13 protein-coding genes are annotated in these 17,217 nt (G+C 63.5%); 5 read left to right on the top strand and 8 right to left on the bottom strand.

The annotated features are described in order from the left end of the window. Positions 1 to 274 precede the first annotated feature (274 nt). The 4 genes from DN745_RS13685 (at position 275) to DN745_RS13670 (ending at position 4,539) form a co-directional block, all read left to right on the top strand. Complete coding sequence (locus tag DN745_RS13685; RefSeq protein WP_111335695.1) at positions 275 to 2,026, top strand: serine/threonine-protein kinase; 1,752 nt, start codon at positions 275 to 277, stop codon at positions 2,024 to 2,026. Positions 2,027 to 2,093: 67 nt separating this feature from the next. After that, positions 2,094 to 2,351, top strand: a complete 258-nt coding sequence (locus DN745_RS13680; RefSeq protein WP_133621835.1) for a hypothetical protein — start codon at positions 2,094 to 2,096, stop codon at positions 2,349 to 2,351. After that, positions 2,299 to 3,180: a HEAT repeat domain-containing protein gene (locus DN745_RS13675; RefSeq protein WP_133621836.1), complete on the top strand. Its 882-nt coding sequence runs from the start codon at positions 2,299 to 2,301 to the stop codon at positions 3,178 to 3,180. The genes DN745_RS13680 and DN745_RS13675 overlap by 53 nt, the downstream gene beginning before the upstream one ends. A gap of 555 nt (positions 3,181 to 3,735) precedes the next feature. Next, positions 3,736 to 4,539, top strand: a complete 804-nt coding sequence (locus DN745_RS13670) for a hypothetical protein (protein WP_133621837.1) — start codon at positions 3,736 to 3,738, stop codon at positions 4,537 to 4,539. A 69-nt stretch (positions 4,540 to 4,608) separates the two neighbouring features. Here the strand turns inward: DN745_RS13670 and DN745_RS13665 are convergent, their stop codons facing one another. Continuing rightward, positions 4,609 to 6,057 carry a sigma 54-dependent Fis family transcriptional regulator gene (locus DN745_RS13665; protein WP_111335687.1) on the bottom strand — a complete coding sequence of 483 codons (1,449 nt, stop codon included), beginning with the start codon at positions 6,055 to 6,057 and terminating at the stop codon, positions 4,609 to 4,611. A gap of 254 nt (positions 6,058 to 6,311) precedes the next feature. Between DN745_RS13665 and DN745_RS13660 the strand changes: the two genes are divergently transcribed. After that, the gene (locus DN745_RS13660) at positions 6,312 to 8,429 is read left to right on the top strand and encodes a serine/threonine-protein kinase (protein WP_111335685.1); all 2,118 of its coding nucleotides are present in this window, start codon (positions 6,312 to 6,314) and stop codon (positions 8,427 to 8,429) included. 5 nt (positions 8,430 to 8,434) lie between these two features. Here the strand turns inward: DN745_RS13660 and sppA are convergent, their stop codons facing one another. The 7 genes from sppA to DN745_RS13625 form a co-directional block, all read right to left on the bottom strand. Further along, positions 8,435 to 11,071, bottom strand: coding sequence for a signal peptide peptidase SppA (gene sppA / locus DN745_RS13655; RefSeq protein WP_111335684.1), 2,637 nt, complete (start codon positions 11,069 to 11,071; stop codon positions 8,435 to 8,437). Between the two features lie 179 nt (positions 11,072 to 11,250). Beyond that, positions 11,251 to 12,309, bottom strand: a complete 1,059-nt coding sequence (locus DN745_RS13650) for a hypothetical protein (protein WP_111335682.1) — start codon at positions 12,307 to 12,309, stop codon at positions 11,251 to 11,253. 181 nt (positions 12,310 to 12,490) lie between these two features. After that, positions 12,491 to 13,153: a sulfate/molybdate ABC transporter ATP-binding protein gene (locus DN745_RS19585; protein WP_275426344.1), complete on the bottom strand. Its 663-nt coding sequence runs from the start codon at positions 13,151 to 13,153 to the stop codon at positions 12,491 to 12,493. A gap of 56 nt (positions 13,154 to 13,209) precedes the next feature. Next, the gene (locus DN745_RS13640; RefSeq protein ID WP_166642391.1) at positions 13,210 to 14,046 is read right to left on the bottom strand and encodes an ABC transporter permease; all 837 of its coding nucleotides are present in this window, start codon (positions 14,044 to 14,046) and stop codon (positions 13,210 to 13,212) included. A 56-nt stretch (positions 14,047 to 14,102) separates the two neighbouring features. Next, positions 14,103 to 14,969 carry a molybdate ABC transporter substrate-binding protein gene (modA, locus tag DN745_RS13635; protein ID WP_111335678.1) on the bottom strand — a complete coding sequence of 289 codons (867 nt, stop codon included), beginning with the start codon at positions 14,967 to 14,969 and terminating at the stop codon, positions 14,103 to 14,105. A gap of 161 nt (positions 14,970 to 15,130) precedes the next feature. Further along, the gene (locus DN745_RS13630) at positions 15,131 to 15,346 is read right to left on the bottom strand and encodes a cold-shock protein (RefSeq protein WP_111337689.1); all 216 of its coding nucleotides are present in this window, start codon (positions 15,344 to 15,346) and stop codon (positions 15,131 to 15,133) included. A gap of 309 nt (positions 15,347 to 15,655) precedes the next feature. Next, positions 15,656 to 17,176, bottom strand: a complete 1,521-nt coding sequence (locus tag DN745_RS13625) for a TolC family protein (RefSeq protein ID WP_162687670.1) — start codon at positions 17,174 to 17,176, stop codon at positions 15,656 to 15,658. Between the last annotated feature and the right edge of the window lie 41 nt (positions 17,177 to 17,217).

The following is a 17,217-nucleotide window of genomic DNA, read 5'->3' as shown; positions in this document are numbered from 1 at the left end:
CCACCCGACCCCGGCGGTCGCATAAATCGTGAGGATGATTATTTCTTTGCTTTTCGCGACGACGGTGCTAGCCCGGTTATGCGCAATTATTGACCCTGATTGGTCTTCGGGAGCCGCGCCTGTCTGACGGCGGGCACACGGAGCGGCGAGGACCCCCGGGCTGCGGGACGCATTGACGCCTTTAAACCGGCAAACCTATACTCGGGTTGAAATGTCATTCAATTAGGGATGGCAGGACCCGATACTAAAGAGAGCGAGCGTCGTGAATCGACCGATGCTATTTGGCAAATATTGCCTATTAGAGCGAGTCAGCGTTGGGGGAATGGCCGAGATTTTTCGGGCAAAACCCTTTAATGCCCCGGAATCGCAAAAGCATCTGGCGCTGAAGCGGATCCTGCCGCATCTGGCCGAGGACGACGAGTTCGTCCAGATGTTCATCGACGAGGCGACGCTCACCGTCCAGTTGGTGCACCCCAATATCGTGCGCACCTACGAGCTGGGGCGCTTCCACAACGCGCCTTATATCCTGATGGAGTTTATCAGCGGCAAGGAGCTGCTGGAGCTGCAGCGGGTCTTGCGCCGCCAAAAAGACATCATGGGCGTGGCGATGGCCTGCTATATCGCGCGCGAGATCGCCCTGGGCATGGACTACGTGCACGCGATGACCGACGAGAACGGGGACCCGCTCAATATCATCCACCGCGATATCTCCCCGCAAAACGTGCTGGTGACCTACGGCGGCAACGTCAAGATCATCGACTTCGGCATCGCCAAGGGCACCTTCCAGGAGACCCGCACCCAGGTCGGCGTGCTCAAGGGGAAATTCGGGTATATGAGCCCGGACCAGGTGCGCGGCCAGGACCTCGACCACCGCAGCGATATCTTCTCGATCGGCACGCTCTTGTGGGAGTTGCTGACCAATCGGCGGCTGTTTCGCGGCGAGAATGACTTCGAGACGCTGCAGATGCTGCGCGACCCCGATGTGCCCGCGCCCAGCGAATATAACGACGCGATTCCGCCGCAGGTCGACCAGATTGTGGCCAAGATTTTGGCCCCTGACCGCGAGCAGCGCTACCAGACCGGCGGCGAGGTCGCGGCGGCGATCGGCGAGTTTTTGGAAGGCCAGGGCGGCTTTCGCGCCGCCGATATGTCGGCCTGGATGGCGCATGTCTTCGCCGAAGACGTCGCAAAGGAGCGCGAGAAACGCCAGCAATTCCAGCATATTAACACCCCCGACGATGTGCGTCGCCTGCAGCAGGCCGAGGCCGATGCGGATCCGGAGGCTTCGGGTGACACGCTCTGGGACTCCGAGATCGCCCCGCAGGCAAACGAGGACGCGGCGCAATTTGCCACCGAGCATACCATCGTCGCGGCGGGCGGATTTGATAGCTATCAATTCGCGGCCGAGACCGAAGAGGACGTGCTGCTCATCGGCATGGACGACATCATCGAGGTCGTCGACGTGGCCGAAGCGGCCCCATATGACGGCGGCGGCTTTGGCTCCGATACCGTCGAGGATATGCAGTCACCGCTGGCCAACCGCGGCGCCCGCGCGCTCTCGCCGGCGCACCCCCTGGACGGCCAGGACTTTGGCGTCAATGACACGCCGCGCGAGATCCCGAATCCATCCCAGGCGCCCGCGCCCAGCAGCGGCCGGCTTAAACTCATCGCCGGCGCGACGCTGGCGGTCGCCTGCGTGTTGGCGGTGGTCACGGTCATTGTCTGGCAGGGGCGCGACGCCCAAGACGCCGAGGCGCCGGTGGTCGACGCCGCCGCCGCCGCCGCCGCCTCGAACGCGCCGCTGGCCGCGACGCTGGTGCTCAGCGTGTCGCCGCCGACCGGGCTGCAGATCAAGGTCGACGGCGTCGACCAGGGCAGCGCCGCCCCGATCACCCTGCTCGACCTGGCCCCCGGCGAGCATACCGTCGAGGTCTCACACCCCTCCTATCTGCCCTATACCCAGACCCTTGAGCTGGGCAGCGGGGCGTTCAAAAGCCTTTATGTTGAGATGAAGCCGCGGATTTAGCGGTGGTTTGCGCCGCATGCAGCCGGCCTCGATTGCCTATTCTCCCCTCTCAGGTCGAGAGAACCCGTTGGCTAAATTGCGAAACCCCGCGCTCACGACCTATGAGCTTGTCCATAAGCTAGAAAAAACGAGCAAGAGTCGTTGGCGGGTTAGGCGACGCGTTGAGCTGATCGAGCAGATCGCCGCCTGCGATGAGGCGTTGATCTTGCCGCAGCTCGTAGGCACGCTCTTTGAGCGCCCGGCGGTGGTCCGGGCTGCCATCCAGGCGGTCAATGAGCTGGTTGGCGGGGTTCCGGCCAATCAACCTCAGAACCGGCGCGATTGAGGCGGCGGGGCGTCATCTCAGCGGCAACGCACTCGCGGATTTGGCCGCCAGTCACCGCGCTGACCCGCACCGTATGGTGCGCCAGCGAGTCCTCGAGATCTACGTTCAAAGGTTCCCCCACCAGGCCTTGACGCCGCTGTCCGATGCGCTGCTGGACGCCAGCGCGTCGATTCGACAATACGCCCGATACTATCTTGAGCAGATGGGCGAGGGCGGCTTCCTCAAGCGCTATCGCGAGCTGGCCGAAGGTGGGGAGACGCGCATTTTGCAGGCGGGGCTGCGCGGCCTCGGCGACATCGGAGAGCCCCGAGATGCTCAACTTATTTTGCCTCACCTCGCCAGCCCCTCGTCTAAGACCCGGCGCCTCGCGCTGCGCGCGCTTGGTCACGTCGCCCCTGCCGTGCATCGCGAGCATTTTCTGGCCGCGCTCGAGGACGAAATCCCTAGCAATAGCCGAATGGCCGCAGATATCGTGTCCGAGGATCTCGATGACAGCTCGCTTGGGCGGCTCCTGAATGTCTATATCCACACACGCCACCATCATACGCGCGCGGTTGTCTTGCAAATTTTCGATAATTTAGAGTTCTGGTCTCGGCTTGAGTACTTGCTGCGCGCCGCCACCGCCAGCCACGACCACCACCCCCACCCTGAGCTCAATGAGCGAATCGCGGGCTATCTCACCCATTGGGCGAGTCGGGTAAACTATGTTTATACGACGCCGTCGGCTTCGCAGCGAGAAAGTGTTGAGGCCAGTTTGGGTGCGGTGAGTGCGGATTTTCCCAGTGGGCTCGTGGGAGTGATTCGCGAGATTCTTGAGCGAAAAGGGTAATTCTGAAAGTTGTCGTCGTTGAGTGGATGAGTGGTAATATTGAACCTGATCTTTTCGGGTCTAAAAGCACCCGTACAAGAGCTTTCGAGCGTTTTTACCAGGCAGAGTAGTTTTTTTTTTGGGGCACAATCTGCATTCCACCAGCAGATGAAGCCGCGGATTGAGGCCGCGCCGGGCTTCGGAGCTCCCCCAAACGCGCCTCGACCGTTTGCGCAGGCTCGCCGAGCCCCAACCGGGCGGTCGCCGACCGTTTGCGCAGGCTCGCCGAGCCCCAACCGGGCGGTCGCCGACCGTTTACGTAGGCTCGTCGAGCCCCAGCCGGGGGTCGCCGACCGTTTGCGCAGGCTCGTCGAGCCCCCCAGCCCGGGGCGCCGACCGTTTGCGCAGGCTGCGCGCGCCGACGGCTTGATTCTGTTGGCGCTCCTGCTATAAATCGACTTTGATCTTTAATGCCCGGATCGCGCAAGAGGGCGCGGCAGTCGCGCCAAGCGCAACGATGACGTCTTGGTGTATAGGATAGCTTCATCGCGTCCGGGCCGATTATTTGGGGAGAAAATGCAGAAAAAATACGCGTTGATCATGTGCCATGGCGTTCTTCTACTTATCCTTGGCGTGGGTCTGTCGGCCTGTGGTGATTCAGATGACAGCACTCCGGGCGAAGAAAGCGTCACCGATGCACAGAGCAATCGGGAAGGCTATGAGTGGCCGATAAGAATGATGGACGTCGAGGTCAGCCCGGATCTCGACCCGTCGGTCAATGGCAATATGGAGGTCGACCCGGCCCAGGTCGATGTGCAGTTCCGCGCGACGTTTATGATTCGACCCGATAATAACTCCACCGAGGAGGAAGAGGTCGCGGTGACCGATGGGACGGTGCGCATCGGGCTTGGGGACGAAGGCGCGAGCGATGACGCGGATTTTGAGTGGATTGAGCTGACCCATCAGGGCGACGGGGTGTATTCGGCGCCGTCACGCCGTGGGCTCGCCGCGGTCTACCGCTCGCAGATGGAGGCGCCCGGCATAAAGAAGAGCACCAATACTCTCGAGCCTGCTGCGATCCCGCACATTCTGAGCCCCGTGCAGGGCGAGTCCTACTCACGTCGAGAAGCGCTTGGGATTTCTTTTGAGCCGATTGAGTCCAATACCATGGTGGAGGCGCTGCTCGATGGGCGCTTTCTCAAGCGGGCGAGTCAGCCGGCCGAGCAAGAGGAGCTCGCCATCTCGGCGGCCTGGCTAAACGCCGGGGCTGGCCAGACGGTCGGGCTGAAGCGGATGAATTTTGACCTCACTCTGGGCTCTGTGGGGCAGTCGAGCATCGTGTTCACCACGCTGCGCCAGGTGGACGTCGACATTCACTGAGTGTGCTCCTGCCGGCGTGCGCCCCCCTACCTGGTGCGCAGCACCCCCGCGCCCGCCGGCGCCGACCGCTCAAGACACATCATCCACGTCAATCTCATGCTTATACATCAGCTTTCGGAAATATTTGCGGTCGATATCGGCTTCGCGTGAGGCGGAGCTGATATTGCCGCTGTGGCGGGCGAGCAGCGTGGAGATATAGTCCTTCTCGAAGCTGGCGACCCACTCCTCTTTGGCGCGCTTAAACGGCATCTCGTTTAAGTCGGCGGGGCGGGGGACGTCGTCGAATTGGGCGCGCTCCTGGGCCTGGGAGGCGGGCATCTTCAGGTCGTAGGGGGCGTCGTGGCCGCTGATATAGCCGGGCAGGTCGGCCAGGGTCACCGTGTTGGTGCGCGCGAAGCTGCACGCGCGCTCGATGGTGTTGACCAGCTCGCGCACGTTGCCCGGCCAGTGATAGGCGTGCAGCGCGCTGAGGGCGTCCGGGGCGATGGTGTCGAGCTTGAGTTGGTCCTGGGCGTCGCGGTTAAACGCGAGTTTTCGAAAGAAGTGGTGGATCAGCAATTCGACGTCCTCGATGCGCTCGCGCAGCGGGGGCAGGTTCAGGCGCACGACGCTGAGGCGGTAGAAGAGGTCCTCGCGAAAGCGCCCCGCTTCGACCTCTTCGGCCAGGGTGCGGTTGGTCGCCGCGACCACGCGCACGTTGACCGGGATGGGCTTGTTGGACCCGACCCGGCGGACCTCGCGTTGCTCCAGAACGCGCAATAATTTTGGCTGCAGATCGAGGGCCAACTCGCCGAGCTCATCCAGGAAAATCGTGCCCCCCTCGGCCATCTCGAACAGCCCCTTGCGGCTCATCACGGCGCCGGTGAAGCTGCCTTTTTCGTGGCCGAAGAGCTCGCTCTCGATGAGGTTCTCGGGCACCGCCCCGCAGTCGAGCACCACGAAGGGCGCGTCGGCGCGCGTGCTCAACTTATGCAGCGTGCGCGCGACGACCTCTTTGCCCGTGCCGGTCTCTCCCTCGATGATCACGCTCGCCCCGGTGGGGGCGATCTTCTCGATGATGCCGAAGATCTCGCGCATCTTTACGCTCTTGCCGACGATATCGCCCAGGCGCTCGGCCACGGTCGGGGTGATCGGAAGTTGCTCGTCGACCGGGTTGAAGCGGATGATGCAATTTCCCACGCCCAGCAGGATGTCGGGCTCCAGGTAGGCCTCGGCCACCCGCACCCCTTCGACCCAGGTGCCGTTGGTGCTCTGCAGGTCGACGACCCGCACGTCCGGGCCGTCCTGGATGATGCGGCAATGCTTGCGGCTGACCGTTTCATCGTCGAGGAAGACATCGCAGGCCGCGGTGGCGCCGATGGTGATGATGTCCTGGTCGAAGCTATAGGTGCGCTCGTTGTCGCTGCCGGGGTTGACCACCAGATGCGTCTTGCGCAGGTGCAGCGTGGCCGGATGACCGTCAATATACGCGATCTTGGTGTGCGCTGGGTGGGAGGGCATCTGATCGTAGGGGGACATATCTGCTCGTATCGTCTAGGGCACGAAGGTGGGCGAGAAATCGGCGCGCCATCCGCTCGGCTTCGCCCGCTAAAGCGGCGTCATGTATCACTTCACGGCGAATCCTATCACCTTAATTCATTGGGCGAAAATAAGATAAAGGCACTGATGGACGAAAGCGCATCGTCCGTCGTATATTAAGAGCGCAGCCCCGCGGAGCTTGGGAACGCGAGGCATTTAAAAGTAGCTGAGTCCGATCAAATGACAGCCTCGACATGGTAGAAAGCATCGAAAATTTTGGCAAGTATACGCTATTGGAGCGCGTTGCGGTTGGGGGAATGGCCGAGATTTATCGCGCCAAGACGGTTGGCCTGGGCGGCTTCGAGAAGTTGCTGGCGATCAAGCGGCTGCACCCTCATTTCGGTCAAGAAGAAGATATCGCCCAGATGCTCGTGGATGAGGCGCGCATCGCGGTGCACCTGACTCACCCCAATATCGCCCAGATATTCGACCTGGGGTGTATCGACGGGCAGTATTTTATCGCGATGGAGTTTATCGACGGGGTCGACCTCTTTCAGATCCGCAAGGCGCTGCGCCAGGGGGGCCGGGCCATCCCGGTGGCGGCGCTGGTCTTTATCATGGCCGAGGCGCTCGGGGGGCTGCACTATGCCCACTCGCGCTCGGATGCGGACGGGCGCCCGCTCGAGATCGTGCACCGCGACGTGTCTCCCCAGAATATCATGATCAGCCACGAGGGGGAGGTGAAGCTGGTCGATTTTGGCATCGCCAAGGCCCAGCTCAACGACGAGAATAATACCCAGCACGGCATCATTAAGGGCAAATTCTACTATATGTCGCCCGAGCAGGCTTACGGGCACCATATCGACCATCGCACCGACGTATTCGCCGCGGGGATGGTTCTCTATGAGCTGTTGGCGGGCAAGCACCCCTATCAGGGCATCGACGAGGCGCGGCTGCTGAAGTCGGTGCGCCAGGCCGACTTCGCGCCGATCTTTGCGATCCGCCCGGACCTCGACCCGCAGCTCGCCGAGATCATCACGCGGGCGACGCGGCGCGACGCCCAGAAGCGCTACGCGTCGGCGCTGGATATGCAGACAGACTTGGTGGCGTATCTGGACCGCCAGGGGGAGCCGTACCGGCGCACCGAGTTGGCTCAGTTTGTGGGCGACCTGCTCGGGGGGCGCCACCCCGAGGACACCAGCTCGACGATGTCGCGGGTCGACTACCAGGCCGACGAGGCGAGCATGATCTTTGCGCCGGGCGCCTCGCTCTTAGAAGAGGTGGCTGAGCTTGAGCGTGAGGATGCCGACAACCCGTTTCGCGAAGAGGAGCCCACGCGCATCTGGGGGGCCGAGGGCGAGAAGCCGCCGAATCATATCCGCGACCAGATTGGACGAAATGAGTTGCCACCCGCCGGGTTCGCGCCCCCGGCGGGGTTTGCCCCGCCGGCCGGATTCGCGCCGCCACCCGGCGCGATTCCGAAGCCCCAGGCCAATGCGTCGGCGAGTCCGGCGGCGGCGGGCGGGTTCGGCGCGAGCCTGGACACCGAGTCCCATCAGATCACCTCGGAGAGCGAGCTTCCGCTGATGGAGCGGTTTGTGCCGCCGGCGTTGCGCCGGCCGCCGGTGCTCATCGGGGTGCTCAGCGTCGCGGTGCTGCTGCTGGTAGGCGCGATGATCTTTGTGGGGAGTATGGGCTCAGGCCCCGAGGCGGTGGCGACCGAGCCTGCGGCGTTTGCGCTCCAGGCCCAGCCCCAGGCGCCGGCGGCCGCGCAAGCGCTCGACGCCCGGGACATCCGCATCATCTCGGAGCCGGCGGGCGCGCGGGTGAGCATCAACGGCGAAGCGGTCGGGCTGACGCCGTTCACGCTCAGCGGCGCCGCGCTTGAGAGTTTGCTCGAAGTCCAGGTGGTCGCGCAGGGCTATGACAGCGAAGAGCGCACGGTCCAGGTCAAAGAAGACACCGAAATTATAGAGTTTAAATTGCAGCCCGTGGGCGGGGTGCTCAAGGTCACGACCTACCCGACCAACGCCGAGATCAAGGTCAACGGCAGAGTGCGCGGGCACTCGCCGGTCGACGTCTCGGGGCTTGTTCGTGAGGATGTGCACGAGGTCGTCGCCACCCTTGAGGACGGCCGAGAGGTGCGCGAGGAAGTGCGCTGGACGGACCTGTCGGCGCGGGTCACGCAGGTCTCGTTGACCTTCGAGCCCAAGGAGCCCAAGCCCGCGCCCAAGCCGGCGCGCCGGGCGAGCTCCCGGCGCAGCAAATCGTCGAAGAATCAGCCCATCAGGCTTTTTGACGACCAGAAAAAGTCGAAGCCCAAGCCCAAGAAGGCGCCGAAGACCAAGGTCCTCGACATCTGGGGTGACTGAGGGTTTTAGTCCACCTCGACGACCACCGGCAGCAGGGTTAATGCCTCCTGGTCGTGATAGAGCAGCGGCATCAGGATGCCCCGGCCGAGGTGTTGGATCAGCCCGCCCACCGCGGAGTCCAGGCTGAGCTGGTCGGCCGAGCTATCCATGCCGAGGACGTCGGCGCCGAGTTTTTCGAGCATGGCCGCGTGCACCGCCGTGGCGCCGGGGTCAAAGATACCTACATCATCGGGGTAGAGGCGATAGTCGACCGCGTCGGCCGGCAGGCCGGCGAGCTCGGCGGCGCGGTGCATGGCGTCGGTGAGCCCGCCGATCCGGTCGACCAACTTATGCTGCTTGGCGCGCTCGCCGTCCCAGATATGCCCGCGCCCGACCGCGTCGACTTCGTCGACGCTCAGCGGGCGGGTGCTGGCGACCTGCTCGATAAAGAGCCGGTAGAGATAGGTGATCGACTTGGATACGCCCTCGCGCTGGGCGGCGTCCCAGGGGTGAAAGAGGCTGAAGGAATCGCTGCGCGCGCCGCGCTGGAGTCGGGTGGAGCTGACGCCCAACATACCCGCGAGTTTGGAGATGCTGAATTTACCCGCGAAGATGCCGATGGACCCGGTCAGGGTGTGGGGCGTGGCGAAGATCTCGTCGCCGCCGGCCGCTGCATAATAGCCGCCGCTGGCCGCGACATTGCCCATCGAGGCGATGACGGGTTTGTCCTTGGCGAGCTGGCGGATCTCGCGAAAGATCAGGTCGCTGGCCACGGCGCTGCCGCCGGGGCTGTCGATGCGCAGCACGACCGCGCGGATATTCGGGTCGCGTCGCAGCTTGCCGAAGACCTTGGTGAGCGTGTCGCTGCCGCTGACGGTCTCGTTGAGAAAGGGCGTGCCGCCGGATTGGCCGCGCACGATCATCCCCGAGATGACCACGACGGCGACCTCGGGGCGCGAGCCCCAGCGCATATCGGCGGCCGGGTGGGTCGGGTAGCGATCTTCGAGGCGCAGGTGGCCGCCGAACTCCTCGCGCAGCCGCTCCTGGATGGAGTCCAGGTAGATGACATTGTCGGCCAGCCCCATCTCGACCGCGTCGCTGGGCAGATGAGGTACCGCGTCGACGGCTTCGCGATACGCCTGCGCGCTCATGCTTCGGTCCCCGGCCATGGCGTCGGTCGCCTGGGCGTAGAGGCCGTCGAGATAATCGGTGATCTGCTCGGTGGCTTCGGGCGACGGGGTGCGGAAGGTGTAGGACTCGGGGGCCGATTTATAGCGCCCGATGCGCAAAAACTCCGCCTCGATGCCGGCTTTGGCCAGCAGCGCGGCGTAGGAGGTCATCGACATGCTCACGCCGTCGGCGCCGTAGGGCGCGGGCGGCAGCAGCCACAGATTCTCGGCGGCGCTGGCGAGATAGGTCTCGCGGAAGGTCGGGTTGGTCAGGACGCTGACCGTGGACTTGCCGGCGGCGCGAAGCCGGGCGATCGCCTGGCGAAGCTCCCAGATCTGGGCATAGCCGAGGCCGCTTTCGCCGACGTTAAAGACGACGCCCTCGATGCTCGGGTCGTTGGTGAGCTGCTCGATTTTGAGGAGCAATGACAAGAAGCTGTCGATGGTCGGGCGCAAGAACCCCGAGGATGGCTGCTCGGCGATGCCGCCGTTGAGGTTGACCAATTGCCAGCGGCGCTCGGGCGGGGCGAGCTCGCGCGCGCGTTGAGAGCCGACGCTGATCAGGTGGGTGGAGCCGAGGAATTTACTCTCGCCGCTGAAATCCGCGATAGCCGCGGTCTCGGCGCCCACGCCGTAGGTGTGCAGGGACAGGCCGGCCACGGTCTGGTTCCAGGTCGTAGAGGTATTGTCGGGCTCGAGGTCGAAGTCGAATTCGGTGCGCGCGAAGATGCGCACGCCCGGGAAGGGCTCGAGCGCGACCCGCGGGCGAAAGAAGAGCGAGGTGCCCGTGGAGCTAAAGCCAACCGCCGGGTCCAGGAGCGCGCGGCCGTCCCAGAAGCGAAGCGCCACGCCGAGATCGGCCCGAATCGGCAGGGCGCTGCCGGGTTGGCGCACGCTGGGGTCGGGGGTGTAAAAATACGGTTGGTTGAGGTCGCGCACCCGCACCCCGAAGCCGAGGTTCGCCGAGGGGCGCCACATCAGGCCGAGGTCCCAGCTCATCAACTCGTCGAGCGCCGCGTCATCGCTGCTGCCGAAGAAGTTAAGCGCCGCCCCCAGGCTCAGGTTTGACCCGGTGCTCACGCCGGCGCCGAAGGTGTATTTTCGGAAGTCACGGGCCCGGTAGCCGAGGTCACTTCGGCTCATCCACTGGGTCGAGAACCCGGCCGCGAACGCGCCGGTGCCGCCGGCTAAGAATGCGCCGACGCCCTCATTGCTCACGCCCTTAAAGTCTTCGCTGGGCTCTTGGAGGCCGAGGGCGAATTGCATCCCGCGCATGAACCCGAGGCCGGCCGGGTTGACCTCCAGGCTGGTCGCGTCAGCGCGGGTCGTGATGGATTGGTCGGGGAAGATGATCCCGTCGCTCGGGGTCGGCTCTTCTTGGGCGAGGGCCGAGGTCGGAAATGCGAGCAGCGCGGCCAGCGCGACCCACAGGGGCGCGGCGCGGCGGGCGGCCGGTTTAACTAGGCGGGTTCGCATCTCCAGAATATTCCTCATAAGATATCTCAGCAAAACAGAAATAAAAGATATAAACACGCGCGACTTGGATCGAACAAAGCGCGATAAATTTGCTTCTAATAATTGGGGCGGGCACGCAAAAAGCCCGCCGATTTGTGTCGGCGGGCTTAGATATACATCAGGCTCCTCGCGATGGCGAATCGAGGGGAGCGCCAAGATCAATCGAAGTCGGCTTTGATGGTCTTGACCGGGCCGGCCGGCGCGGGGGCTTTGCCGTCAGCCGCAGGCTTCGCTGAGCCGGATTTTGCGCCCATTTGTTTCTTCATTTGTCCCTCCACGAAACCACGGGCGTTGCGCACCAAGACGTCAAGCTCCTGGGGGCTCATCTTGGTGGTGTGGGTGACGCGGGTGCCCTTGTGCGTCGACTTGATATTTGTGAGCAGGGGTTTGGCGCCGACCATGGCGAGCATGGGGTTCGAGGCGGAGGCCTGAATCTGGGCCTGGGCATGCTCCAGGGCCGCGGCCGCGGAGGTCTCATCGACCATCTCCATCAGGATCTCAGCGGCGAGCCCCGAGGATATATCCAGGCTCACGGCGAGCTCTTTGGATTTAGGGTTGGGGCCGCTGGCCGCGTTCGCGACCACCCACACGCCGCTTGCAGACTTCACATCTTTGAAGATGCGCTGGAAATAGCCGGCCTTAGTGACCGACTTGTCGGCCCCTTTCAGGGGGCTAAGGGCGCGGGTGCGATAGGCATCGGGCCCGGAGGTCACCAGCAGAACGCCGTCTTTGGGGAAGGTAAAGGCGATATTATCGGCGGTATAGAGCTTCTTTTTGCCCAGCTCCGAGGTCTTAAACGCCACCTTCTTCGCCTGCAGCGTCTCCAGCAACTTTTTGCTGTCGAATTTGCCCGAGATCGCCACGCTATAGGTGCGCTCGGCCAGGCTCTTCTCGACGTCCAGCAGCGGCACGCCCATGGTGAGCGCGGTGATATCGGTGCTGAAGTCAACGCCGGCTTCGTCGAGGAGCGTGAGCATATCGTTGATCGCCGCGCTGCTTTTGGCCATCTCCTCGGCCATCGAATAATATTTCGATTTGCGCAATTCGTCGAAGTTAACCCCCAGCACGATCTGCTCCTGATACGAGATATACTCGCTGAGCTGCTTGGAGGACTGCGCGAACGCGAAGCTCGGCGACAGCGCGATGGTGAGAAAGATGACGCCCAGCACAGCAGCGAATCGTTTGAGGTGGCGGCGGGCGTGGGGTTGGTTTTTCAAAATATTTAACCTTAGGAGTCGGTTTTCGTCATTGGAAATCCGGCCAGAAGCCGGTGCGTTTCACGTATAAAGACGCGTCGAAAGAAGAACTATTCAGCGTCCGCGGCTCATAATAGCAGACTAAAGAGTGAGCCTATTCCGCGCAAGGTTGGGCAATCTGAGGGGCAAACCGGTGGGCGGCTCAGAGGTCGGGGCAAAAGAAGTCCTGTAAAAAGGGGGTCTTAGGAGCCCTGCGAAATTGCTCGACGCTGCCGCACTGCACCTGCGCGCCGCGCTCGATGGCGACGACGCGATCGCATAATGCGTGCACGTCGGCGGGGTCGTGGGTGACGATGAGGGTGGGCAGATTCAGCTGCCCCAGGTACTCGCGCAAATAGTCGCGGGTGCGCCGCCTTGCGCCGCGGTCGAGGGCGGCCAGGGGTTCGTCCAGCAGCAGCGCGCAGGGGTCAATCGCCAGCGCGCGGGCCAGGGCGACGCGTTGTTTTTCGCCGCCGGACAGCGAGGCGGGCGCGCGCTCGGCCAGGTGTGAGATGTCGAGTTCGGCGAGCAATTGCTGGACGCGGTGGGCGATTTCTACCTTCGATTTTCCCAGGGAGTTCATGCCGAAGGCGATATTGCCGGTGACGCTCATATGGTCAAAGAGGCCGTAATTTTGGGGCATATAGCCGAGGCGGCGGTCCTCGGGGGCGAGGTCGACACTTTGCTGCGCGTCGAAGAGCACGCGCCGCCCGACCTCGATGCGCCCGGCGCTCGGGCGATAGATCCCGAGCAGCATCTTCAGGCAGGTCGTTTTACCCGCGCCGTTGGGGCCGATGAGCGCGAGCGGGCGGCCCTGAAGATGCAGGGAGAGGTTGAGCTCGAAGGGGCCGACGCGACCGCTGATATCTGCGTTTAGGGTGTCTATTGGAGTTCTCCGTTGTGGCGATACGGCCCGAATTTCGCGGCGATGGGGCCGCGCAACGCGCTCAATAGCAGAATGGCCACGGCGACCAGCAGCACGGACATCGCCTGGGCGACGCGCAGGTCGGATTCCAGGGCGGCGTAGATCGCCAGCGGCATCGTCTGGGTGCGCCCGCTCAAGTTGCCGGCAAAGAAGAGCGTCGCCCCAAATTCGCCCAGCGCCCGCGCCCACATCAGCGCGGCGCCGTTGAGCAGGCCGGGGAGCGCCAGCGGCACCGCGACGCGCAAGAAAGTGCGCATCGGCGAGGCGCCCAGGGTGCGCGCGACGATGAGTAATTCGTCGTCGACCTGGCGAAAAGCCGCGGTCGCCGATTGGATAAAAAAGGGCGCCGCGACCACCAATTGGGCGAAGATGACCGCGCTGAGGCTAAACCCGGGGCTCCACCCCAGCGACTCAAATACACCGCCCAGCCAACCGCGGCGGCCGTAGGCCAGCAGGAGTGCTACGCCGATGACCGCCGGTGGCAGCACGATGGGTAATTCGAGCAGGGATTCGCAGGCGCGCGCCCAGCGCGAGCGGCTGCGCGCCAGCAGCCAGCTCAGCGGCGTCCCGAAGGCCAGCGTGATGCCGAAGCTGATGGCGGTCGTGACGATGCTGATGCGCACCGCCGGCCAGACCAGCGGGTCCTTGAGGGCGGTGAGTATTTCGGCGGGCGTGGTCGTGGTGCCGATGGCGATCAACGGGAGCAGTAAAAACACCAGGAAGATGCCGGCCATCGCGCGCACCAGCAGGCTCGCGGGCTTGGTCGCTGAGTTTTTGGGGGTGTGGCTGGACATCAAATCTCGGGGGCTTCTTAATTCTTCGCGCGACAAATCTGTGCGCGATACGCTGCTCAGGGGGCCTTGTCGGGAGCCTGTGTCGCGCCGCCGAAGCCTTGTTTGGCCAATATCGTTTGGCCTTGTTCGGAGAGCACGAAGTCGATCCACCGCTGAGCGAGCGCGGGGCGCGGGCTCTGCGTAGGCACCGCGACGGGGTAGTCGGCGCGAATGTTGAGCGCGTCGGGGATTTCGACCGTATGCACCTGTTCGCCGCGCTGCAAAGCGTCGGTGCGATAGACCACGCCGGCGTCGGCCTCGCCCATCGACACCTTGGTGAGGACCAGGCGGACGTTGGCCTCGCGCGAGACAATATCGCGTTCGACTTTTTCGCGATAGTCGCCGCCAAAGGATTTCGCGGCGCGGGTCAAAAACGCCTGGGTATACATGCCGACGGGCACCTCGTCTGCGCCCACGACCAGGCGCTCGGCCTTGGGCAGGTCTTCGGCGGAGGCGATGCCCGCGGGGTTGTCCGGCGGGGTCACGATCACGAGGCGATTATGGGCAAAAAGGGCGGGCGCGCCGACGAGGTCTTTTGCGAGCAAGGCGCTCATATGCTTTGAGTTCGCCGAGGCGAAGACGTCGGCGGGGGCGCCGTTTTCGATCTGCGTGCGCAGGGCCTGGCTGCCGGCGAAATGAAGGGTGACGTCCACGCCGGACTGCTCTTTTTCGAAGGCGTCGGCGATCTCGTGAAACGCCTCGGTGAGCGAAGATGCCGCAAAGATCATCAACTCCTCATTGCTCGATTGCGCGGCGAGCTCGGCTTCCTCTCCGGGCTGGGGGCGCTCGCACCCGCCCAGGATGACGAGGCTCACCAGGGTGAGGCGGGCAAATCGCGCGAGTCGACTCGCGGCGCCCGAAGAGTTCGGCAAGGCGGTATTCATAATGACATCACATACAAATTGGGTTCTGAGTTCATGGCGAAGCCGGCGCGGCGAGCATGGAGTAAATCGTTGGTGGGATCACGTGAAAATGTAGGCATGAAAAAAGCCGAACATTAAAATGGTCGGCTTTTTCCTCATATTTTCATACGAAAACGCGAGAATTAGCGTTTTTGTACGTGGGCGGCCTTGGGACCTTTCGGGCCCTGCTCCACCTCAAATTCAACCGGGGTGTCTTCGGCGATGGTCGCGAAACCACCTGAGCTGTCCAGAGCGCTGTGGTGCAAAAAGACATCTTCGCCGCCGTCTTCACGCTCGATGAAGCCGTAGCCTTTGTCTTCGTTAAACCACTTCACTTTTCCGAGGATTCTGTCTGCCATAATCGTACTCTCATGCTCAATTGTGAGGCCCAAAATCCCGGCCGGGATTCGTTGGACCATATTTGTTCGCGACGCGCCGACCGTTTCGGGCTGAGACGCCGCCCCTCTAGTCTCGGGTCAACCGGGACATGCCGACCTGCCAAAAATATGCGTTGTCACGCACACACCCATGGAGAATTCGGCCTACCCGATACTATAGGGGCGGATCGACGAGAGGAAAGCTGGTGGCGCAAAATAAATCAAAGAAAGGTGTGAAATCGGCCTTTAATGGCGTTGAGGAGGGGGCGGCCCGAGAAAAAATGCGCGGTCTTATTCGAGCGCGGCGCTGACCCGCTCCAAAAGGGTGCCGGTGGCTTCCTCTAATTCGAGGCGCAACTTCAGGATTTCGACGCGGGTGCTGGCGACACGAAGCTGGGCCTGGTTGCGCTGCTGAATGGCGCTGACGACGTCGAGCATGGTGGTGTTGCCGTTGGCGAAGAGGGTCGACTGAATCTCGACCTGGCGCTCGGCCAGCGTGGCGGTCTTTTTGGCGAGCTCCAGGCGGCTCTGGGCGGACTCGAAGTTGCTCAGGGTGCTGGCGACCCGGCTTTGAAGTTGGTCGCGCGCGGCGCGGTATTTGGTCTCGGCGATCTCGACCTCGAGCGCGGCCCTCTCGGCATCGGCCCGGGCGGCGCGGTTGATGATCGGCAGCTCCAGGCGAAGGCTGATATTGCCGCTGATGGCCTCGAGTCCGCCGATTTGCTCAAAGGCCGCCGGCACGTCGTCGCCCAGCCCCGAGACGCGCACGGTCGCGTCGGTGCTCAATGAGGGCAGGCTCCGGTTTTTGGCCAGCGCCGCCTGAATGCGGGCGATTTCGGCGGTGTATTTGAGACTCTGGAGCTCGTAGGAGCGCTTCTCAGCCTCGGCGAAGAGGTCGGCGCGGCGCAGGTTATCGTAGACGTCGGGCGGCTCGGTGGCAGGGGTGAGCGTGGCCTTATCGGGGGATTCGCCCAGCAGCGCCGCGAGCTGAAATTGCTGGGTCTGGCGCGTGGCCTGGCTGCGCACAAGGTCCTCGGTGAGGCGGGCCAACTCGGTTTCCAGAGATACCATTTGCGAGGCCGAAATTTCGCCGACCTTGAACTGCTCCTGGGCGCGCTTTAGCTCCTGGCGCGCAAGTTGCAGCGCCGATTGGTTGATCCGAATTTGCTGCTCCGAGAACCACAGCGACCAGTAGGCGTCGAGCACCTGGCGGGCCAGGGCGTTCGCCTGGCGCTCCTGCTCGGCCAGCGCGGCGTCGCGGCGCACCTCGGCGATATGCAATTCGGCCAGGATCGTCTCCTGGCCAAAACCGCGCAGCCAGGGCTGGCTGACGGTCAACAAAAAGCCCAGCCCGAAGGTGTCGTCGAGGTCGCCCAGGACGATCGAATCCTCGGCCGCGCGCTCAACCTCGAGCGAGACCCCCACGCGCGTCGCGCTGCGGAAGGTCTGGTTTAAGCCGGTGCTAAAGCGAATCGAATCGCTCGACAATAATTGGACCCCGTCGCGCCCCTGGTATGGTCGGCGCCCGGTGCTATAGCCGACCTCGGCGAAGGCCAGCGGCACGAATTGATTGTCCTGGCTGACCACCTGCAGCTTCGCCTGGCGCCAGGCGAGGACGGCAGCCTGCAGGTTCGGGTTGTGGGTCATCGCGCGCTCGAGGACCTCTTTTGGGGTTTGCGATTCAAAGCCCTCGGAGGGGTCGGCGGCCTCGCTGGCGAGCAGGGCGGCGGGGTTTGCGCCCTCGGGGGTCTCCTTCGGGGCGACGGCCTGGGCAAAGGCCGGCGCAGCCAGCGCAAGCGAGGTAAATGACACTGCGCAAAATACCGCCGCGCCCGGCCAAAAGCATGGGCGTC

Source organism: Bradymonas sediminis (genome assembly GCF_003258315.1).
GTDB classification, from domain to species: Bacteria; Myxococcota_A; Bradymonadia; order Bradymonadales; family Bradymonadaceae; genus Bradymonas; species Bradymonas sediminis.
The sequence above is the reverse complement of the archived record's forward strand: the minus strand, read 5'-3'. Positions and strand labels throughout refer to the sequence as shown.

What these genes read in the sequence shown, in the direction of transcription:
- DN745_RS13685 (WP_111335695.1), top strand. Translation starts at nt 275, where the DNA reads ATGCTATTTGGCAAATATTGCCTATTAGAGCGAGTCAGCGTTGGGGGA.
- DN745_RS13675 (WP_133621836.1), top strand. Translation starts at nt 2,299, where the DNA reads ATGAGCTGGTTGGCGGGGTTCCGGCCAATCAACCTCAGAACCGGCGCG.
- DN745_RS13670 (WP_133621837.1), top strand. Translation starts at nt 3,736, where the DNA reads ATGCAGAAAAAATACGCGTTGATCATGTGCCATGGCGTTCTTCTACTT.
- DN745_RS13665 (WP_111335687.1), bottom strand. Translation starts at nt 6,057, where the DNA reads ATGTCCCCCTACGATCAGATGCCCTCCCACCCAGCGCACACCAAGATC.
- DN745_RS13660 (WP_111335685.1), top strand. Translation starts at nt 6,312, where the DNA reads ATGGTAGAAAGCATCGAAAATTTTGGCAAGTATACGCTATTGGAGCGC.
- sppA (WP_111335684.1), bottom strand. Translation starts at nt 11,071, where the DNA reads ATGAGGAATATTCTGGAGATGCGAACCCGCCTAGTTAAACCGGCCGCC.
- DN745_RS13640 (WP_166642391.1), bottom strand. Translation starts at nt 14,046, where the DNA reads ATGTCCAGCCACACCCCCAAAAACTCAGCGACCAAGCCCGCGAGCCTG.
- modA (WP_111335678.1), bottom strand. Translation starts at nt 14,969, where the DNA reads ATGAATACCGCCTTGCCGAACTCTTCGGGCGCCGCGAGTCGACTCGCG.
- DN745_RS13630 (WP_111337689.1), bottom strand. Translation starts at nt 15,346, where the DNA reads ATGGCAGACAGAATCCTCGGAAAAGTGAAGTGGTTTAACGAAGACAAA.